Raw genomic sequence first — 20350 nt, 5'->3', positions numbered from 1 at the left:
ATTATATGTTACTGGAAATTTCGATTAAAAATTTTGCTATCATCGAATCAATTTCTTTGAACTTTGAACAAGGGATGACAGTTTTAACTGGTGAAACAGGTGCGGGTAAATCAATCATTATTGACGCTATGAATATGATGTTAGGAGCTCGAGCTACAACAGAAGTTATTCGTCATGGGGCTCCAAAAGCGGAAATTGAAGGTCTTTTTTTAATTGAAAGTAACCGCGCGCTAGAAGAAATTTTTGATGAACAAGGATTAGAATTGAGTGATGAAATCATTATTCGTCGCGAAATTTTACAAAACGGTCGGAGCATCAGTCGTGTAAATGGACAGATGGTTAATCTTTCAGTATTAAGGACGATTGGTCAACAGCTAGTTGATATCCATGGTCAACATGACCAAGAGGAGTTAATGCGCCCACATCGACATATCCAGATGTTGGATGAGTTTGGGGATGCCTCTTTCTTTGAATTAAAAGAAGCCTATCAGATGAGCTTTGATAACTATCGCTGTATGCGTAAGCAAGTGCTTGACATCAAAAAAAATCAGCAAGAGCACAAGGCGCGAATTGAGATGTTGGAATTTCAGATGGCTGAGATTGAAGCGGCTAATTTGAAAGCTGGTGAAGATGTTACTCTCAATCAAGAAAGAGAAAAACTTCTTAACCATAAACATATCGCCGATACTTTAACAAATGCTTATAGTATGCTCGATAATGAAGAATTTTCAAGCCTAGCAAATGTTCGTTCGGCCATGAATGATATGGAAAGTCTTGAAGAGTTTGATCCAGAGTATCGTGAGATTTCAAACTCCCTTTCTGAATCCTATTATGTTCTAGAAGATATCACCAAGCGCTTGGAATCCATTATTGATGATTTAGATTTTGATGGTAATCGTTTGATGCAGGTTGAAAGCAGACTAGATTTAATTCACACCATTACCCGTAAGTATGGTGGTAGTGTAGATGATGTCCTTGAATACTTTGCCAAGATTACAGACGAATACAATCTTCTAACAGGAAATAATTTATCTTCTGAAGATATGGAAATCGAACTCAAGAAGCTTGAAAAAAAACTTGTGGATTTAGCAGGTCAAGTTGCTCAAGCTCGCCATAAAATAGCGAAGGACTTAGAAGCTGAAATCAAGCAAGAATTGCAAGACCTATACATGGAAAAAGCTGAATTTCAAGTTCGTTTTAGTCAAGGAAAATTCAGTCGTGAAGGTAATGAGAGTGTTGAATTTTACATTTCAACCAACCCTGGAGAAGATTTTAAACCATTAGTAAAGGTGGCATCTGGTGGAGAGTTGTCTCGTTTGATGTTAGCTATCAAGTCTGCTTTTTCTCGTAAGGAAGGCAAGACCAGTATCGTCTTTGATGAGGTGGATACGGGAGTCTCAGGGCGTGTAGCTCAAGCTATTGCACAAAAGATTCATAAAATTGGGCAGCATGGTCAAGTATTAGCTATTTCTCACCTTCCTCAAGTTATTGCGATTGCAGATTATCAGTTCTTCATCGAAAAGATTAGCAATGAACATTCAACCGTTTCAACAGTTCGCTTGTTAACAGTTGAAGAAAGGATTGAAGAAGTTGCTAAGATGTTGGCTGGAGAGAATGTGACAGAAGCAGCATTGACTCAAGCGAGAGAATTATTACAAAGTAAGGAGAAATAAATGACAGACTATTATGTAATTGGTGATGTCCACGGAAAAGCTGGAATGTTAGAAGACTTACTTAAAACATGGGATGGTAAGACTCAATTACTCTTTCTTGGAGATTTGATTGATAGAGGAGAAGATAGCCGTCGTGTTCTTGAAATGGTCAAGGATTTGGTAGATAACCAAGGAGCTATCTGCTTATCAGGGAACCATGAGTATATGTTTTTAACTTGGTTGGATAATCCTGAAGAAAGCTATGACCACTATCGTCGTAATGGTGGAGATACAACTATTAATTCTATTCTAGGTCGCCCATTGGATGCACCAGTAGATGGTGTAGCAGATGCGAAGCGTGTCGAGACTGAAGCAGCAGACTTAGTGGAGTTTATCCGTCAGATGCCTTTTGTCATTGAAACGGAAAAGTATATCTTCGTTCATGCCGGTATTGATTTGACTTTGGATGATTGGCACGATACTACTGACTATAAGAAGGTATGGCTCAGAAAACCATTCCACGAAGCAGCCAATCATACTGGAAAAACCATTGTCTTTGGACATACACCAGTCTATGGTTTGTTGGATCAAAAACCTGGTACATCTGAACTTTGGATGACAGAAGACGGTAAGATTGGAATGGATGGAGGAGCTGTTTACGGCGGTGTCCTTCATGGGATTGTCTTTACCGACCAAGGTATGATTGAGCACTATTTCATCGAGAATGATGGCTTTGTTGCTGAAGATTAGTACTCCTAACAGGGTATGGTCTTGTCAAAATGTTAAAAACAATTTATAATTAATAGATACCCTGAAAGGAAGAGAATGATGAACTTAGAAGAATTGAAAAAACGACAGGAGAAGATTCGTAACTTCTCTATTATCGCCCATATTGACCATGGAAAGTCAACACTAGCAGATCGTATTTTGGAAAAGACAGAGACAGTTTCCAGTCGTGAAATGCAGGCCCAACTTCTTGATAGTATGGATTTAGAGCGTGAGCGTGGAATTACTATCAAGCTTAATGCTATCGAGCTTAATTATACGGCTAAAGATGGTGAGACTTATATCTTCCATTTGATTGACACACCTGGACACGTGGACTTTACCTATGAAGTTTCACGTTCTCTAGCTGCTTGTGAAGGTGCTATTTTGGTCGTTGATGCTGCCCAAGGGATTGAGGCTCAAACTCTGGCAAACGTCTATCTTGCTTTAGATAATGATTTGGAAATCCTTCCAGTTATCAATAAGATTGACCTACCAGCAGCAGATCCAGAGCGCGTGCGTACAGAAATTGAAGATGTCATTGGTCTAGATGCTAGCGAAGCAGTATTGGCTTCAGCCAAGGCGGGTATCGGTATCGAAGAAATTCTCGAACAAATCGTAGAAAAAGTTCCAGCACCAACTGGTGACGTGTCAGCACCATTGAAAGCCTTGATTTTCGACTCAGTATACGATGCCTATCGTGGAGTTATCCTCCAAGTTCGTGTCATGGATGGAGTAGTCAAACCTGGTGATAAGATTCAGCTCATGAGCAATGGTAAGACCTTCGATGTTACTGAAGTCGGAATTTTCACGCCTAAAGCTGTAGGACGTGATTTCCTTGCGACAGGTGATGTTGGTTATATTGCAGCATCTATCAAAACTGTTCAGGACACACGTGTCGGTGATACAGTAACCTTGGCGACAAATCCAGCGACTGAACCACTTTCAGGATACAAGCAGATGAATCCGATGGTTTTCGCAGGTCTCTATCCAATCGAGTCAAATAAATACAACGACCTTCGTGAAGCTCTTGAAAAATTGCAACTAAATGATGCTAGCTTGCAGTTTGAACCAGAAACATCCCAGGCTCTTGGATTTGGTTTCCGTTGTGGTTTCCTTGGACTTCTTCATATGGATGTTATTCAGGAACGTTTGGAACGTGAGTTTAACATCGACCTTATTATGACTGCACCATCTGTTATCTACAAGGTTAATCAGACTGATGGGGAGTCTATGGATGTGTCTAATCCATCCGAGTTCCCAGATCCTACAAAGATTGCGACCATTGAAGAACCATATGTTAAAGCACAAATCATGGTACCGCAGGAATTCGTTGGAGCAGTTATGGAGCTAGCACAGCGCAAACGTGGTGACTTTGTGACGATGGATTATATTGATGACAATCGTGTCAATGTTATCTATCAAATCCCACTAGCTGAGATTGTCTTTGACTTCTTTGATAAGCTCAAATCTTCAACACGCGGTTATGCAAGCTTTGACTATGAATTGTCAGAGTATCGTCCATCTAAGTTGGTTAAAATGGATATCCTTCTTAATGGTGATAAGGTGGATGCTCTCAGCTTTATCGTTCACAAAGACTTTGCCTACGAACGTGGGAAACTCATTGTTGATAAGCTTAAGAAAATCATTCCTCGTCAACAGTTTGAAGTTCCAATCCAGGCAGCTATAGGGCACAAGATTGTCGCGCGTACAGATATTAAAGCCCTTCGTAAGAACGTTCTTGCCAAGTGTTATGGTGGTGACGTTTCACGTAAACGTAAGCTTCTCGAAAAACAAAAAGCTGGTAAGAAACGTATGAAAGCCATCGGTTCTGTAGAAGTGCCTCAGGAAGCTTTCCTCAGTGTCTTGAGCATGGATGAAGAATAGTTGATAGGTGAGAATGGCATCTAGTATAAGAAATCAATTACTGTATTTTGTAAATTTTCAAAATACAGTAATTTTTTGACACTTTTCTCTTCTTGCTTTAAAATAGAAGGGAAAGGAGAGTTATCATGAAAAAAATAATAACTTTATCTACACTTTTACTTTGCAGTCTTAGTCTAATTGCTTGTAGTCATTCAGAAAAGACAAATGAAGTAAAGACAGAAGCATCTTCTAGTGTTCAAGAAGTTTCAAGTCAAGAGCCTAGTTCATCGCAAAAACAGACGGAAGAAACGCAAATAGTTGGATCTGATGATTATGGATATGTGAAAATTCCTAAATCATGGGTTCATTTCAAAGAAATTGAAGGTGGAGATGACATTCAGTACTGTGATGGAACGGATGTCAACATTGTAACTCTCAATACTTTTAAACCAGAACAGTTTGGTATTAGTGAAAGCGAATATGCAGCGCTAGAAACTGTTCAAATTTCAACTAGCATATATGAATCCAAACAGAAAAGTCAAGATTTCTCCAAGGTATGGGGGTCAAAATCAACTATCGGTGGCTGTGAGGCCTACGTAGTAAACTGTATTGCTAAGAATGGTAAATATTTAATTATCTGGGTATTTAAATCTGATGATGGTAAGTTTAGATATGTTTCTCTTGAAGGTGTTCCAGAGGTATTAAAAAATCTCCTTCCAATGGTTGAAGAAAGTTGGACCAATAAAAAGAGTTAACATCGTGAAAACAGGAGTTATTCCTATCAAAAGTAGATCATAAAAGATTAAGCAACAGCCTTGTTCCTTATTTTCAAAAGGGGCAGGGCTATAATTTTGCTATTGTAACTATTTGTCATATTATCAATAAAAACTTTGTCATAAATTTTAAACTTCTGAAAATCGTAGTAGATAGTTTTAAAGTAGTCGAACGAGTTCCTAAGTTGCAATATGATTAGCGGTATTTAAGTCTTGTAACATAGACTAAGCACTATGATATTTTGATCTAAGAATTTATAGACAGATTACTATCTACTATCAATGTAGAGAAACAATACTGCATTTGGATTTGCTTTTATTAAAAAAGGAGACAATTTATGTATTTTAATCGTAAAAATGCAGAACAAAAGAATTGGCGTATGATCAAAAAAGGAAAACATTTCCTTTTCGGTTGTTCGCTTGTTTTTGCGGTTGGGGCAGCTTTGGTGGCTCCATCAGTTAAAGCAGATACAGTAGAAGCTAAGCCAGAAACTAGCTCTACAACAGAGGGGACTAAGCCGGTTGCAACCGAAGAGAACCCAACTTATGCTGCACCAGCTGTAGAAGTAGCTCCAGCAGCAGTGGCTGAAGCAAAAGCTGAAAAACCAGCCGCAACTACTCAAAATTCTAAAGAAGAACCAGTAGTTGCGGTTGAAAAAGCTAAGGAAGCAGACAGCATCCAAGCGCCAGAAGTGACGGTTGTTTATGATCCATCAGCACTTACTGATGAAGAAAAAGCAAAAGTTGTAGCAGCTGTTAAGGCGGTAAACCCTACAGCGACTGATGTTCAAGTCCAAGCAGACGGATCAGCAGTTGTGACTTTTGCCGATGGATCAAGAGCAAACTTGACAGCAGCTCAAACTATTAAAGATGGTTCTCAAGTAGCGAAACCACGTACTAATCGTGCAGCGCGAGCAACAGCAACACGTACGTCAGATGGTGCACAAAATCTTGATTATTCTAATAAAGAAAATGTTCAAGATTACGTACAGATTAGCTACGAAGTAGATAAGGCTAATAATGTTATCCATTGGACTGTTCTTGATAATCCTGGTCGAAAAGCAAATTCCGCTAGTGGTTATGTTTACTTTACGATTCCTAAAGATTCTGTTGGCGCACCAACAAACTGGAAAGTTGTTCAAACAGATAAAAACGGAAAAGTAGTCAATACACGTAATTACTGGAAAGATAATGATGGATCATACTTGATGGGTCAAAATGGTAGAATGGATTCCTATACTGGCGCTGAAATGACGAAGCGTTTGACTACCCTTTACAAAGATACAAAAAATCCAGCAATTAAAGGAAATGAAGCAGCGGTAGCGGCTCAAACAGCAGAACGTTCACAAGCTTTGTATACACTGACAGCGGATAATAATGCAATTCGTAATGTTATGTGGACGATTACCTATGACACACCAATCCTAGATAAATCTAAGCCACTTGACTATGTTGCAGGTATGCAAGGAACAGGAGTTATTGGTGGAAGAACAAATATCATGACTGGTTACACAGATAACTTCATTGATAATGAAAGTTCAAAATTCCAAGCAGTTGCAGTCAAAGAAAAGTACACTGCTAAAGTTGGTGGAAGTTTTGATGCTGATCCAGCTACTTATGTAACCAATAAAGCTGGAACTCCAGAATTTCCAAATAACTATCGTGGTGCAACAACATTTGCATGGAAAGACGGTCAAGCACCTACTGCTACAACTCCAGGTACGTATACAAAAACAGTAGTTGTAACTTACCCAGCACACTACAACCAAGCTCCACAAGAAGTGACAATCACTTTTGAAGTGACAGAAGCACCTGAAATTGTTAATAATTTAGCAGGTAAGGCAAGTACACCAGCAACCGTTACAGTTAATGCTCCAGCAGGTTCAACTGTAAAACTTTACAATAAAGATGGCGTTGTGATCGGTGAAGCTGTAGCTAACGACCAAGGTGTAGCAACAATCACTCCAACAAACAGCCTTCCTGAGGGAGAAGTTACAGCTACTTCAACACCAGCAGGTGGAACAGAGTCAGCTAAGAGTGCACCGATTACGGTTACAAAAACACCAGTGACTGGTAAAGGTGGTGGTCTTTCAAGAGGTAGTGATAACACTCAACTTCTCGTTAGTGCATCACACATCATAGTCTACCCGGGTGACAAAGTTAACGTTGATGTTATTGCTGCGGCTACAGCGATTGAACACTTCTGGGTTCCTCAAAATCCTACTGCTATCTCAGGTGTACTTCCTTTAGGTGCTTACTTGACGACAGCTGGTTCAAAGACCTATAGACAGCGTAATGCTTCTTACCAAGGTACTGTTGCAGAGACACAACCAGCAGGTGATACTGTTGTGAGATTTGCAGTTACAAGTAAGAAAAACGTAACTGTAACACGTGATCTTAAAGTTACTGTTCTTGAGTCAGCTAAGAAGTATGAACCAGTTGCAGGTGCAAAAGTAGAGGTTGCTGATGTAAATAATGTAAGTGAAGCAGAGAAAACAAAGATTATTGCTGCTGCTAAGGCTGCAAATACCTCTTTGCCATCAAGTGCAACATATAATGTTGACGAAAAAGGAAACCTTGTCATTACTTATGCTGATAAATCAACAGATAAGATTGCAGCTGCATACTTAGTTACACCAGCAGCAGATACAGAAGCTCCAGCCAAACCAGTTGTCAATACAGATCTTACAGGAAAAGCTGGAACTAAGACACCAGTTGAAGTAACTGCGGAAAAAGGTTCAACGGTGGCTCTTTACGATAAAGACAACAACAAGATTGGTGAGGCGACTGCAGGTGAAAATGGTAAAGTAACTATTACTCCAACAGTCGACATTCCAGCAGGTAATGTAACAGCGAAAGCAACAGATGCAGCAGGCAACACATCAGTAGCAAGTGATCCAGCAACAGCAACAGCTCCAGCAGCGCTAGTAGCACCAACAGTAGAGATTCCTTACTCAAACAAAGATACTAAAGAAGTTTATGTATACGGTGGGGAAGAAAACTCATTCGATATCAAATTCAAAGATGATAGCGGAAAAATTGCAAGTGCTACTGTAAAACAAGGCGGTAACAAAGACTTTGGTTCTGTTGCTGGCGAAGCAGATACCATCAACACTCAATATGGATTTAAAGCAAATGTTATCTCTACTGAAACACCAGCAACAGCAGATGCACCAGCAGTCATTACTTATAGAGGTACTCCAGCAGCGACAGATGGCTTGACACAAGACAGACTAACTGCGGCAACTAAGGGAGAAAATCCAGCTGGTTTGGTTTTAGGCTGGCGTTATGCGACTGCAACTGATACAGATGGTGCACTGATTGAGAATATAGCCACAGGTGGCTCAACTGCAACTGACCCAGGTGCATTCCGTGTTGTGCTTAAGCCACAAAACCAAAAATATGATATTGCAACTCCGACCGAAAAAGTTACTGTAGCAGATCCAGCTAACGTGACCGAAGCTGAGCTAGCTAAAATCAAAGAAAAAGTCCAACTTGAGTACTCTCAAAACAACGATGATGCGAACTTAGCAGACAAAAAAGGGACAACAGCTGATAAAACTAATAAGATTCAATCAGTCACAAAAGATGCGGATGGAAATCTTGTAGTAACTTATACAGATGGCTCTATAGATAAAAAACCATTATCAGAATTTGTAAATGTAGCTCCAACAGTAGAGATTCCTTACTCTAATAAAGATACTAAAGAAGTTTATGTATACGGTGGGGAAGAAAACTCATTTGATATCAAGTTCAAAGATGATAGCGGAAAAATTGCAAGTGCTACTGTAAAACAAGGCGGTAACAAAGACTTTGGCTCTGTTGCTGGCGAAGCAGATACCATCAATACCCAATATGGATTTAAAGCAAATGTTATCTCTAGTGAAACACCAGCAACAGCAGATGCACCAGCAGTCATTACTTATAGAGGTACACCAGCAGCGACAGATGGTTTGACACAAGACAGACTAACTGCAGCAACTAAGGGAGAAAATCCAGCTGGTTTGGTTTTAGGCTGGCGTTATGCGACTGCAACTGATACAGATGGTGCCCTTATTGAAAATAAAGCCACAGGTGGCTCAACTGCAACTGACCCAGGTGCATTCCGTGTTGTGCTTAAACCACAAAATCAAAAATATGATATTGCAACACCAAGTGAAAAAGTTACTGTAGCAGATCCAGCTAACGTAACCGAAGCTGAGCTAGCTAAAATCAAAGAGAAAGTACAACTTGAGTACTCTCAAAACAACGATGATGCGAACTTGGCAGACAAAAAAGGTACAGCTGTAGCTGATAAAGATGCTAAGATTCAATCAGTCACAAAAGATGCTGATGGAAATCTTGTAGTAACCTACACAGATGGTTCTCAAGATAAAAAACCATTATCAGAATTCGTAAACGTAGCTCCAACAGTAGAACTTCCATACTCAAATCAAGATAAGAAACAAATCTATGTTTATACAGGTGAAAACACTGATCTAACATTTAAAGCATCAGACAATACTGCTGTTAAAGATATGTATGTACGTGGTCCTGGTAAATTTAAAAATGATAATACCGCCACTTACGGTTTCACAACAGGGAAAATAGAGAATTCAGCAGTCACTCATGGTGATGGTACTGTATCGGGTGCTACAGCTACTATTAAGATGACAGGAGTTACAAATCTTACAGCTCCAAACCGTTGGACAAGTTTTGTTGTTGCTAACGATAATGATAATGCACCATCAAATACAGATTTTAATGCATTAGATGTAAATCCGAATGCAACTCAGACACCAGGATATGTTCAATTCATCGTTAAATCACAAACAGATAAGTACGATATTGCAACTCCAGCTCCAGCTGATAAAGTTGAGGTAGCTAATCCAGATAACGTAACAGATGCTGAGTTTGATAAAATCAAAGAAAAATTACAACTTGAGTACAACAAGAACAATGACGATGCGAACATCTCAAAAGATTCTCCAGTTGATAAAAATGGTAAGATTCAATCAGTCGAAAAAGAAGGAAACAATCTTGTTGTAACCTATAAAGATGGTTCTAAAGATACAAAACCATTATTAGATTTTGTAACTAAAGCTCCAGCGAAACCAAGCAAACCAGTTGTCGATACAGATCTCACAGGTAAAGCCGGCACTAAGACACCAGTTGAAGTGACAGCAGAACCAGGATCTACAGTAGCCCTCTACGATAAAGATGGCCACAAGATTGGTGAAGCTACAGCTGATAACACTGGTAAAGCAACTATTACCCCAACAGTTGATATTCCAGCAGGCCCAGTAACTGTTAAAGCAACGAAAGATGGTCAAACATCAGACGCAAGTGATCCAGTTCAAGCCACAGCAGCAACTCCAGCGAAACCAAGCAAACCAGTTGTCGATACTGATCTTACAGGTAAAGCCGGCACTAAGACACCAGTTGAAGTGACAGCAGAACCAGGATCTACAGTAGCCCTCTACGATAAAGATGGCCACAAGATTGGTGAAGCTACAGCTGATAACACTGGTAAAGCAACTATTACACCAACAGTTGATATTCCAGCAGGCCCAGTAACTGTTAAAGCAACGAAAGATGGTCAAACATCAGACGCAAGTGATCCAGTTCAAGCCACAGCAGCAACTCCAGCGAAACCAAGCAAACCAGTTGTCGATACTGATCTTACAGGTAAAGCCGGCACTAAGACACCAGTTGAAGTGACAGCAGAACCAGGATCTACAGTAGCCCTCTACGATAAAGATGGCCACAAGATTGGTGAAGCTACAGCTGATAACACTGGTAAAGCAACTATTACCCCAACAGTTGATATTCCAGCAGGCCCAGTAACTGTTAAAGCAACGAAAGATGGTCAAACATCAGACGCAAGTGATCCAGTTCAAGCCACAGCAGCAACTCCAGCGAAACCAAGCAAACCAGTTGTCGATACTGATCTTACAGGTAAAGCCGGCACTAAGACACCAGTTGAAGTGACAGCAGAACCAGGATCTACAGTAGCCCTCTACGATAAAGATGGCCACAAGATTGGTGAAGCTACAGCTGATAACACTGGTAAAGCAACTATTACCCCAACAGTTGATATTCCAGCAGGCCCAGTAACTGTTAAAGCAACGAAAGATGGTCAAACATCAGACGCAAGTGATCCAGTTCAAGCCACAGCAGCAACTCCAGCGAAACCAACTCAACCAGAAATTACAACAGACCTCACAGGCAAAGCGGGCACTAAGACACCAGTTGAAGTGACAGCGGAACCAGGATCTAAGGTTGAGATGTATGATAAAGACGGTAACAAGATTGGTGAAGCCACAGCTGATGAAAATGGTAAAGCAACTATTACTCCAACAGTCGACATTCCTGAAGGTAATGTGACAGTTGTAGCAACCAAGGATGGTCAAACACCAGAAGCAAGTGATCCAGTTCCAGCAACAGTTGCTAAAAATCCAGAAACTCCAGCGAAACCAAGCAAACCAGTTGTCGATACAGACCTTACAGGCAAAGCAGGTACTAAGACTCCAGTTGAAGTAACAGCAGAACTAGGCACTAAGGTAGAATTGTTCGACAAAGATGGTAAGAAGATTGGTGAAGCAGCAACAGGAGCAAATGGTAAAGCAATCATCATACCAACTGTAGATATTCCAGAAGGAAATGTGACTGCTAAAGCAACGAAAGATGGTCAAACATCAGACGCAAGTGATCCAGTTCAAGCCACAGCAGCAACTCCAACAACACCAACTCAACCAGAAATTACAACAGACCTCACAGGCAAAGCCGGCACTAAGACACCAGTTGAAGTTATAGCGGAACCAGGATCTAAGGTTGAGATGTATGATAAAGACGGTAACAAGATTGGTGAAGCCACAGCTGATGAAAATGGTAAAGCAACTATTACTCCAACAGTCGACATTCCTGAAGGTAATGTGACAGTTGTAGCAACCAAGGATGGTCAAACACCAGAAGCAAGTGATCCAGTTCAAGCCACAGCAGCAACTCCAGCGAAACCAAGCAAACCAGTTGTCGATACAGATCTCACAGGTAAAGCCGGCACTAAGACACCAGTTGAAGTGACAGCAGAACCAGGATCTACAGTAGCCCTCTACGATAAAGATGGCCACAAGATTGGTGAAGCTACAGCTGATAACACTGGTAAAGCAACTATTACACCAACAGTTGATATTCCAGCAGGCCCAGTAACTGTTAAAGCAACGAAAGATGGTCAAACATCAGACGCAAGTGATCCAGTTCAAGCCACAGCAGCAACTCCAGCGAAACCAAGCAAACCAGTTGTCGATACTGATCTTACAGGTAAAGCCGGCACTAAGACACCAGTTGAAGTGACAGCAGAACCAGGATCTACAGTAGCCCTCTACGATAAAGATGGCCACAAGATTGGTGAAGCTACAGCTGATAACACTGGTAAAGCAACTATTACACCAACAGTTGATATTCCAGCAGGCCCAGTAACTGTTAAAGCAACGAAAGATGGTCAAACATCAGACGCAAGTGATCCAGTTCAAGCCACAGCAGCAACTCCAGCGAAACCAAGCAAACCAGTTGTCGATACAGACCTTACAGGCAAAGCAGGTACTAAGACTCCAGTTGAAGTAACAGCAGAACTAGGCACTAAGGTAGAATTGTTCGACAAAGATGGTAAGAAGATTGGTGAAGCAGCAACAGGAGCAAATGGTAAAGCAATCATCATACCAACTGTAGATATTCCAGAAGGAAATGTGACTGCTAAAGCAACGAAAGATGGTCAAACATCAGACGCAAGTGATCCAGTTCAAGCCACAGCAGCAACTCCAACAACACCAACTCAACCAGAAATTACAACAGACCTCACAGGCAAAGCCGGCACTAAGACACCAGTTGAAGTTACAGCGGAACCAGGATCTAAGGTTGAGATGTATGATAAAGACGGTAACAAGATTGGTGAAGCCACAGCTGATGAAAATGGTAAAGCAACTATTACTCCAACAGTCGACATTCCTGAAGGTAATGTGACAGTTGTAGCAACCAAGGATGGTCAAACACCAGAAGCAAGTGATCCAGTTCAAGCCACAGCAGCAACTCCAGCGAAACCAAGCAAACCAGTTGTCGATACAGATCTCACAGGTAAAGCCGGCACTAAGACACCAGTTGAAGTGACAGCAGAACCAGGATCTACAGTAGCCCTCTACGATAAAGATGGCCACAAGATTGGTGAAGCTACAGCTGATAACACTGGTAAAGCAACTATTACACCAACAGTTGATATTCCAGCAGGCCCAGTAACTGTTAAAGCAACGAAAGATGGTCAAACATCAGACGCAAGTGATCCAGTTCAAGCCACAGCAGCAACTCCAGCTGTAACTCCAGTCGTGAACCCATCAGCCCTTACAGATGCCGAAAAAGCAAAAGTAGCGGACGAAGTTAAGAAAGCTAACCCAACAGCAACAGATGTTAAAGTTGGTGAAGATGGTACAGCAACCGTAACCTTCCCAGACGGTTCAACAGCAAGTTTGACACCAGCACAGACAGTAAAAGAAGCTGATAAAGAGCTTAAGGATCCAGCTGTAACCCCAGTTACAGATCCAAGCAACTTGACTGATGCGGAAAAAGCTAAAGTAGCCGACGAAGTTAAAAAAGCTAACCCAACAGTAACAGATGTTAAAGTTGGTGAAGACGGCACAACAACAGTTACATATCCAGGTGGTACAACAGCTGTTCTCCCATCAAATAAAACTGTTAAGAGATCAGTTGATAAAGAAATTAAGGATCCAGCTGTAACACCGGTTACAAATCCAAGCAATTTGACTGATGCCGAAAAAGCTAAGGTAGCAGAAGAAGTTAAGAAAGCTAACCCAACCGTAACAGATGTTAAAGTTGGTGAAGACGGCATAACAACAGTTACATATTCAGATGGTACAACAGCAACCTTAACTCCAGAGAAGACAGTAAAAGAAGCTGACTCAAATGGCGTTAATAGTCCAGCTGTAACCCCAGTTGTAAATCCATCAGCTCTTACAGATTCTGAAAAAGCTAAGGTAGCTGAAGAAGTTAAGAAAGCTAATCCAACCGTAACAGATGTTAAAGTTGGTGAAGATGGTACGGCAACAGTTACATATCCAGATGGTACAACAGCGGTTATCTCTCCAGATAAGACTGTTAAGAAATCTGCTGATAAAGTCATTAAAGATCCAGCTGTAACTCCAGTCGTTAATCCATCAGCCCTTACAGATGCCGAAAAAGCAAAAGTAGCGGACGAAGTTAAGAAAGCTAACCCAACAGCAACAGATGTTAAAGTTGGTGAAGATGGTACGGCAACAGTTACATATCCAGATGGTACAACAGCGGTTATTCCATCAGATAAGACTGTTAAGAAGTCAGATGATAAAGTCATTAAGATTCCAGTTGTAACCCCAGTAGCGAACCCATTAGCTCTTACAGATGCCGAAAAAGCAAAAGTAGCGGACGAAGTTAAGAAAGCTAACCCAACAGCAACAGATGTTAAAGTTGGTGAAGATGGCACAACAACCGTAACCTTCCCAGATGGATCAACAGCAAACTTGACACCAGCACAGACAGTGAAAGAAGCTGACTCGAATGGCGTTAAGACCCCAGCTGTAACTCCAGTAGCGAACCCATCAGCCCTTACAGATGCCGAAAAAGCAAAAGTAGCTGAAGAAGTTAAGAAGGCTAACCCAACAGCAACAGATGTTAAAGTTGGTGAAGATGGCACAGCAACAGTAATCTTCCCAGATGGTTCAAAAGCAACCTTGACACCAGCGCAAACAGTGAAAGAAGCTGATTCAAATGGCGTTAAGACCCCAGCTGTGACCCCAGTAGCGAACCCATCAGCTCTTACAGATGCCGAAAAAGCAAAAGTAGCAGAAGAAGTTAAGAAAGCTAACCCAACTGCAAAAGATATCAAGGTAAACAAAGACGGATCAGTAGTTGTAACCTTTAAAGATGGCAGCACAGCGGTTATCCCATCAGATAAGACTGTTAAGAAATCAGCTGATAAAGCTAAGGAATCAGATGGAGTTAAGAATCCATCAGTAACAGCAGTTACAGATCCAAGCAACTTGACAGACGCCGAAAAAGCAAAAGTAGCGGACGAAGTTAAGAAAGCTAACCCAACTGCAAAAGATATCAAGGTAAACAAAGACGGATCAGTAATTGTAACCTTTAAAGATGGCAGCACAGCGGTTATCCCATCAGATAAGACTGTTAAGAAATCAGCTGATAAAGCTAAGGAATCAGATGGCGTTAAGAATCCATCAGTAACTCCTGTTGTAAATCCAAGCAACTTGACAGACGCCGAAAAAGCTAAAGTAGCAGACGAAGTTAAGAAAGCTAACCCAACTGCGACAGATATTAAGGTGAACAATGATGGTTCAGTAGTTGTAACCTTTAAAGATGGTAGCACAGCGGTTATCCCATCAGATAAGACTGTTAAGAAATCAGCTGATAAAGCTAAGGAATCAGATGGAGTTAAGAATCCATTAGTAACAGCAGTTACAGATCCAAGCAACTTGACAGACGCCGAAAAAGCTAAAGTAGCAGAAGAAGTTAAGAAAGCTAACTCAACTGCGAAAGATATCAAAGTTAACAATGATGGATCAGTAGTTGTAACCTTTGCGGATGGATCAGTAGCAGTCATTCCAGCAGAAAAAGCTGTTACAGCTGCTAACCAAGATTCACCTGCTCAAGCACCAGCTAAGAAAGCAGGAGCGAAAGAATTACCAAACACTGGTACAAAACAATCTAGCGCTTCACTTGCTCTAGCACTTCTTACAGCAGCGACAGGAGGACTTCTCATCGCTAAAAAACGCGAGGAAGAAGAGTAATAAAATACTCAAATAAAGTAAATTTAAGAATATGAATCCTGCAATTTGCTAGAAAAGGCTAAGAGAAAAGACTAGCTCGTCATAAAACCACACAGAGATTCCAGACTTGAGAACAATCAAGATTAAAGAATCACTGCGTGGTTTTTAAGGTTCTTTGTTAACTATGGTTGAGATAGAAGATTTAGTTAGAGTGGGATGTAGCAGAAAAGTAATTTCTACAATCTGAATGAAAAAGGAGGAATCTACCCAAATATGAGATAGATTCCTCCTTTTGTTTACTTATTTTTGATTTAGTAAAGCTATAATCCTTTTCATAGTAATCACGAATATAGTCATTGCTTCTTGCAATTTTATGTAAAAAAAGACCAAATGATCCAGGTGTATCAATAACATGTCGGTATTACATTTCCGGATTTCTAGCCTCTCTCTTGTAGCGCTATTTAGTTTTTCCTTTAAAATACAATATCTTCTGAAAAGATGTTCGTAACCCTTAAGGGTAATAGAATAGATTTTAGATTTATCCTCTTTTTGAAAAGCAGATTTGACAATGCTTAATATCAAAATAGTGGGTTTCCTGAGTAATAAATCTATCCATTTTCTTCCTACCTTAGCTTTCTTAAGTGCCATATTTCTTTCTGTACAAACAAAGAGGACCTGCATTTTTATTAAATAAAAAATCTTCTTTGCGATTAAAGGCATTAAAAAAGCTAGATGTAGCTTAGCGACTAAAGTCATATGTTTCTTCTTGGTAAATTGAATTCTATATCTCCCAGAATAGACTCTATCCCCTAAAACAATTAGGTCATTATCCTTGGTTTTATGATAAATTTTTTCTACAATAGGATTAAAATTTTTCATCAGTTATCACGACACAGACTGTGATCATACGATCGTCTATTATTGTAAGATGCTCTTTAGAGCCATAAAAGGAGCTATTTAAGTAAGCTTCATTTTTAACAGAGGTTTATAAGTGTTATAGATATCCTCCATGCTTCTTTAAGCAAATTTAATTTTTGTGAAACCACAAATAATGTTGTTAATTCTTCCTTGATATCTTCCAAGAAATTGTTTTCCGCAAGATTTTGTGCATTTGCGCAGAATTTCTTATGATTTTAATAAGTTTTAGCATGAGTCGCACCCATAATGAGAATTTTACTTTCAATCAAGTCGTGTTCAAGATAGATTTTTCTATTTTTAGTGATGACTCAATTAACTCTTCAGCTTTGATTCGAAGTTTATGGAATTTAGTTAATGAAGAAGGTTCAATGGAAGCTAGACCAAGGAAATTTTTAAAAGCACATTAGAAAAGGATTGCACAAACACATCCACATCAGATAATGTAGAGTTATCTTTTAACTAGTGATGTTTTAACATTATCATCGCATTCACAGTCAGAACTATAATTTTTTAACTCATCGTATCGTAAATAAAGCTAAATCACAACGTTCTGTTAGCTGGCGTAAAAAAGTTTCTTTTGAAAAAAGATCATATAGACTGGAATAGAGAAAATTTTTTTAAAGTTAACTGATTATAAGACATGCAATCACGTTAACTCTTAAGTATACCATCCCCTAAAAGAATAGCTAATGATGACGTTTTCATTAGGTTGTCAGAATGATTTTAGTACCATTTATTCCGTGAGGAATTACGAGAGACATAGACAGAGTAACAAGAAATTATGAAAATTCAGTTGAGGTAGCACAAAAGATGAAGTTGCAAAATTTTATCTTAGACATCCTTAAGAACCTGATTATTTTAGCTGTCTCCTTTATTGCTATTCTACTTACAATAAGATTAGTACTGGTTATGCTCGCCTATTTTGATTTATAAACTAGTTTAATTTTTAGAAGGATTTAATAATTCTTCGTTAAATCTTATGAGTTTTGATATCAAGAGTTTCACTTATTAAGAAAATTATAAAAATATGTTTGAAATCATTAAATGTTTAATTCGTAAACAAAAAAAATAAAAATCAAACAAAATACAACAAAAAAATATTGACAACGGTTTCATATAGTGTTATACTTGTATCATAAAAGTTAAATATGAAGGGAGAAGGTCATGGGATTAGATCATTTCTTCAGCAAAGACTTAGTTTTTTGTCTAGAAGCAGATAATCAAGAGCAACTATTTGATCAAGTTGCAACCCTATTGGAAGAAAAGAAAGTTGTTACGGATACCTATCGATCGGCCTTGATTGAACGTGAAAAAATGTTCCCAACCGGTTTAGATATGGAATTTCTAGGGAAGGACTTGCCAAACGTAGCAATCCCTCACACAGATACGATTCATAATTTAACTGAAAATGTTGTTGTGGTTCGCTTACCAAAACCAGTAACATTCCACAATATGATTGCACCTGACAAGAAAGTAGAAGTATCATTACTTTTCTTTATCATCAATAATTCAAGTTCAAGTCAAACAAACATTCTTGCTCAATTGATGGACTTCTTTACAGGTAACGGTCATCTAGAGGCGCTTTCTAAGATTACAGAACCAGAAGCTCTGTACCAGTATATCTCAGAAGCAACTGCTTAAATTTTAAAATAAATAGAAACTAAAAAACGGAGGAAATCCAAATGATTAAAATTCTTGCTGCTTGTGGTGCAGGTGTTAACTCAAGCCACCAAATTAAAAGTGCTCTTGAAGAAGAACTTTCTAACCGTGGGTACGATGTTCAATGTGATGCTGTAATGGTAAAAGATGTCAATGAAGACTTGATTAAAGGTTATGATATCTTTACACCAATCGCTGCTACTGATTTAGGTTTTGAACCAGGTATTCCAGTTGTTGAAGCAGGACCAATCTTGTTCCGTATTCCAGCTATGAGCGCTCCAGTTTATGACAATATTGAAGCAGCTATCAAAGAACATGGTCTAAGCTAATTATTAATTTGTAAATATTCCATAAAAATAAAGGGAGGAAAATTATGGATATCATTATCGAACTAGCCAATAAGGTGTTCAAGCCTATCTTGGAAATGGGTGGACCGATCATCATGCTGATCATTTTGACACTATTGGCTCTACTTTTTGGAGTGAAATTCTCCAAAGCGCTTGAAGGTGGTATCAAACTTGCCATCGCTCTTACTGGTATCGGTGCTATCATCGGTATGTTAAATGGTGCTTTCTCAGCATCACTTGCAAAATTCGTTGAAAACACTGGTATTCAATTGAATATTACCGACGTTGGTTGGGCACCACTTGCTACAATCACTTGGGGTTCAGCTTGGACACTTTACTTCTTGCTTGTGATGTTGATCGTCAACATTGTCATGCTTGCAATGAAGAAAACTGATACACTTGACGTCGATATCTTTGATATCTGGCACTTGTCTATCACAGGTCTTTTGATCAAATGGTACGCTGACAACAATGGAGTTAGCCAAGGAGTTTCACTCTTCATCGCGACTGCAGCAGTTGTTCTTGTTGGGGTTCTTAAAATCATCAACTCTGACTTGATGAAACCAACATTTGATGACCTTCTTAACGCACCAAGTTCATCACCAATGACTTCAACTCACATGAACTACATGATGAACCCAGTTATCATGGTTTTGGATAAGATTTTTGATAAACTCTTCCCAGGTCTTGATAAATACGACTTTGACGCTGCTAAATTGAATAAACGAATCGGTTTCTGGGGATCTAAATTCTTCATCGGTTTCATCCTTGGTATCGTTATCGGTTTGATGGGAACTCCACATCCAGTTCCTGGTGTTGAAGGTGCTGATAAATGGGAACTTGTTATTAAAGGTTGGTTGTCACTTGGTTTGACTGCCGGTGTCTGCTTGGAGCTCTTCTCATTGATCGGTTCATGGTTTATCGCAGCCGTAGAACCACTTTCACAAGGTATTACAAACGTTGCTACTAAACGTCTTCAAGGACGTAAATTCAACATTGGTCTTGACTGGCCATTTATCGCTGGTCGTGCTGAAATCTGGGCTTGTGCCAACGTACTTGCACCAATCATGTTGGTTGAAGCAGTGCTTCTTTCAAATGTCGGAAATGGTATCTTGCCACTTGCTGGTATCATCGCAATGGGTGTAACTCCAGCTCTCTTGGTAGTTACTCGTGGTAAATTGCTCCGTATGATTATCTTCGGAACACTCTTGTTGCCACTCTTCCTTCTTTCAGGTACACTTATCGCACCATTCGCAACAGAACTTGCTAAAGGTGTAGGTGCCTTCCCAGAAGGTGTAAGCCAAACTCAATTGATTACTCACTCAACTCTTGAAGGACCAATCGAAAAACTATTTGGTTGGGCAATTGGTAATGCTACAACTGGTGATATCAAAGCTATCCTTGGCGCATTAGTATTCCTAGTATTCTACGTTGGTATCTTTGCATGGTACAGAAAACAAATGATCAAACGTAATGAAGAATACGCAGCAAACGCAAAATAATTCGCTCCTAAAAATGTAAATTGTAAAAACTAGGTTGTCAGTTTCCAAATCTGGAGTCGACAG

At 39.7% G+C, this 20350-nt stretch carries 9 protein-coding genes; 8 read left to right on the top strand and 1 reads right to left on the bottom strand.

From position 1 onward, the window contains the following. Positions 1-5 precede the first annotated feature (5 nt). From recN to AAFQ93_RS07245, 5 genes are all read left to right on the top strand, one after another. Positions 6-1673: a DNA repair protein RecN gene (recN, locus tag AAFQ93_RS07265; RefSeq protein WP_375555056.1), complete on the top strand. Its 1668-nt coding sequence runs from the start codon at positions 6-8 to the stop codon at positions 1671-1673. After that, on the top strand, positions 1674-2402 hold the full coding sequence (locus AAFQ93_RS07260) for a metallophosphoesterase family protein (protein ID WP_375555055.1): 729 nt from the start codon (positions 1674-1676) through the stop codon (positions 2400-2402). A gap of 78 nt (positions 2403-2480) precedes the next feature. Further along, positions 2481-4304: a translation elongation factor 4 gene (gene lepA, locus AAFQ93_RS07255; protein ID WP_049510208.1), complete on the top strand. Its 1824-nt coding sequence runs from the start codon at positions 2481-2483 to the stop codon at positions 4302-4304. A 125-nt stretch (positions 4305-4429) separates the two neighbouring features. Continuing rightward, positions 4430-5038 carry a hypothetical protein gene (locus AAFQ93_RS07250; protein ID WP_375555054.1) on the top strand — a complete coding sequence of 203 codons (609 nt, stop codon included), beginning with the start codon at positions 4430-4432 and terminating at the stop codon, positions 5036-5038. Positions 5039-5394: 356 nt separating this feature from the next. Further along, positions 5395-15882: an Ig-like domain-containing protein gene (locus AAFQ93_RS07245; RefSeq protein WP_375555053.1), complete on the top strand. Its 10488-nt coding sequence runs from the start codon at positions 5395-5397 to the stop codon at positions 15880-15882. Positions 15883-16161: 279 nt separating this feature from the next. Here AAFQ93_RS07245 and AAFQ93_RS07240 read toward each other — a convergent pair whose 3' ends face one another. Beyond that, positions 16162-16740, bottom strand: a complete 579-nt coding sequence (locus tag AAFQ93_RS07240; RefSeq protein WP_375555052.1) for a hypothetical protein — start codon at positions 16738-16740, stop codon at positions 16162-16164. A 1203-nt stretch (positions 16741-17943) separates the two neighbouring features. On the opposite strand from AAFQ93_RS07240, the gene AAFQ93_RS07235 reads away from it, so the two are divergent. The 3 genes from AAFQ93_RS07235 to AAFQ93_RS07225 are packed head-to-tail and all read left to right on the top strand — an operon-like array spanning position 17944 to position 20287. Next, positions 17944-18420: a PTS sugar transporter subunit IIA gene (locus tag AAFQ93_RS07235; RefSeq protein ID WP_375555051.1), complete on the top strand. Its 477-nt coding sequence runs from the start codon at positions 17944-17946 to the stop codon at positions 18418-18420. Positions 18421-18461: 41 nt separating this feature from the next. Further along, positions 18462-18767 (top strand): PTS sugar transporter subunit IIB, encoded by a 306-nt coding sequence (locus AAFQ93_RS07230; protein ID WP_000590576.1) that lies wholly within the window; start codon positions 18462-18464, stop codon positions 18765-18767. A gap of 44 nt (positions 18768-18811) precedes the next feature. Next, positions 18812-20287 carry a PTS galactitol transporter subunit IIC gene (locus AAFQ93_RS07225; RefSeq protein WP_248034357.1) on the top strand — a complete coding sequence of 492 codons (1476 nt, stop codon included), beginning with the start codon at positions 18812-18814 and terminating at the stop codon, positions 20285-20287. Positions 20288-20350 lie beyond the last annotated feature (63 nt).

Source organism: Streptococcus nidrosiense, assembly GCF_042140045.1.
Lineage (GTDB): Bacteria > Bacillota > Bacilli > Lactobacillales > Streptococcaceae > Streptococcus > Streptococcus nidrosiense.
This window is presented reverse-complemented; position numbering and strand designations above follow the sequence as displayed.

Bases quoted from the DNA above. Each gene is read 5' to 3' on its own strand.
- lepA (WP_049510208.1), top strand. From the start codon at position 2,481: ATGAACTTAGAAGAATTGAAAAAACGACAGGAGAAGATTCGTAACTTC.
- AAFQ93_RS07225 (WP_248034357.1), top strand. From the start codon at position 18,812: ATGGATATCATTATCGAACTAGCCAATAAGGTGTTCAAGCCTATCTTG.
- AAFQ93_RS07235 (WP_375555051.1), top strand. From the start codon at position 17,944: ATGGGATTAGATCATTTCTTCAGCAAAGACTTAGTTTTTTGTCTAGAA.
- recN (WP_375555056.1), top strand. From the start codon at position 6: ATGTTACTGGAAATTTCGATTAAAAATTTTGCTATCATCGAATCAATT.
- AAFQ93_RS07250 (WP_375555054.1), top strand. From the start codon at position 4,430: ATGAAAAAAATAATAACTTTATCTACACTTTTACTTTGCAGTCTTAGT.
- AAFQ93_RS07245 (WP_375555053.1), top strand. From the start codon at position 5,395: ATGTATTTTAATCGTAAAAATGCAGAACAAAAGAATTGGCGTATGATC.
- AAFQ93_RS07260 (WP_375555055.1), top strand. From the start codon at position 1,674: ATGACAGACTATTATGTAATTGGTGATGTCCACGGAAAAGCTGGAATG.
- AAFQ93_RS07230 (WP_000590576.1), top strand. From the start codon at position 18,462: ATGATTAAAATTCTTGCTGCTTGTGGTGCAGGTGTTAACTCAAGCCAC.
- AAFQ93_RS07240 (WP_375555052.1), bottom strand. From the start codon at position 16,740: ATGAAAAATTTTAATCCTATTGTAGAAAAAATTTATCATAAAACCAAG.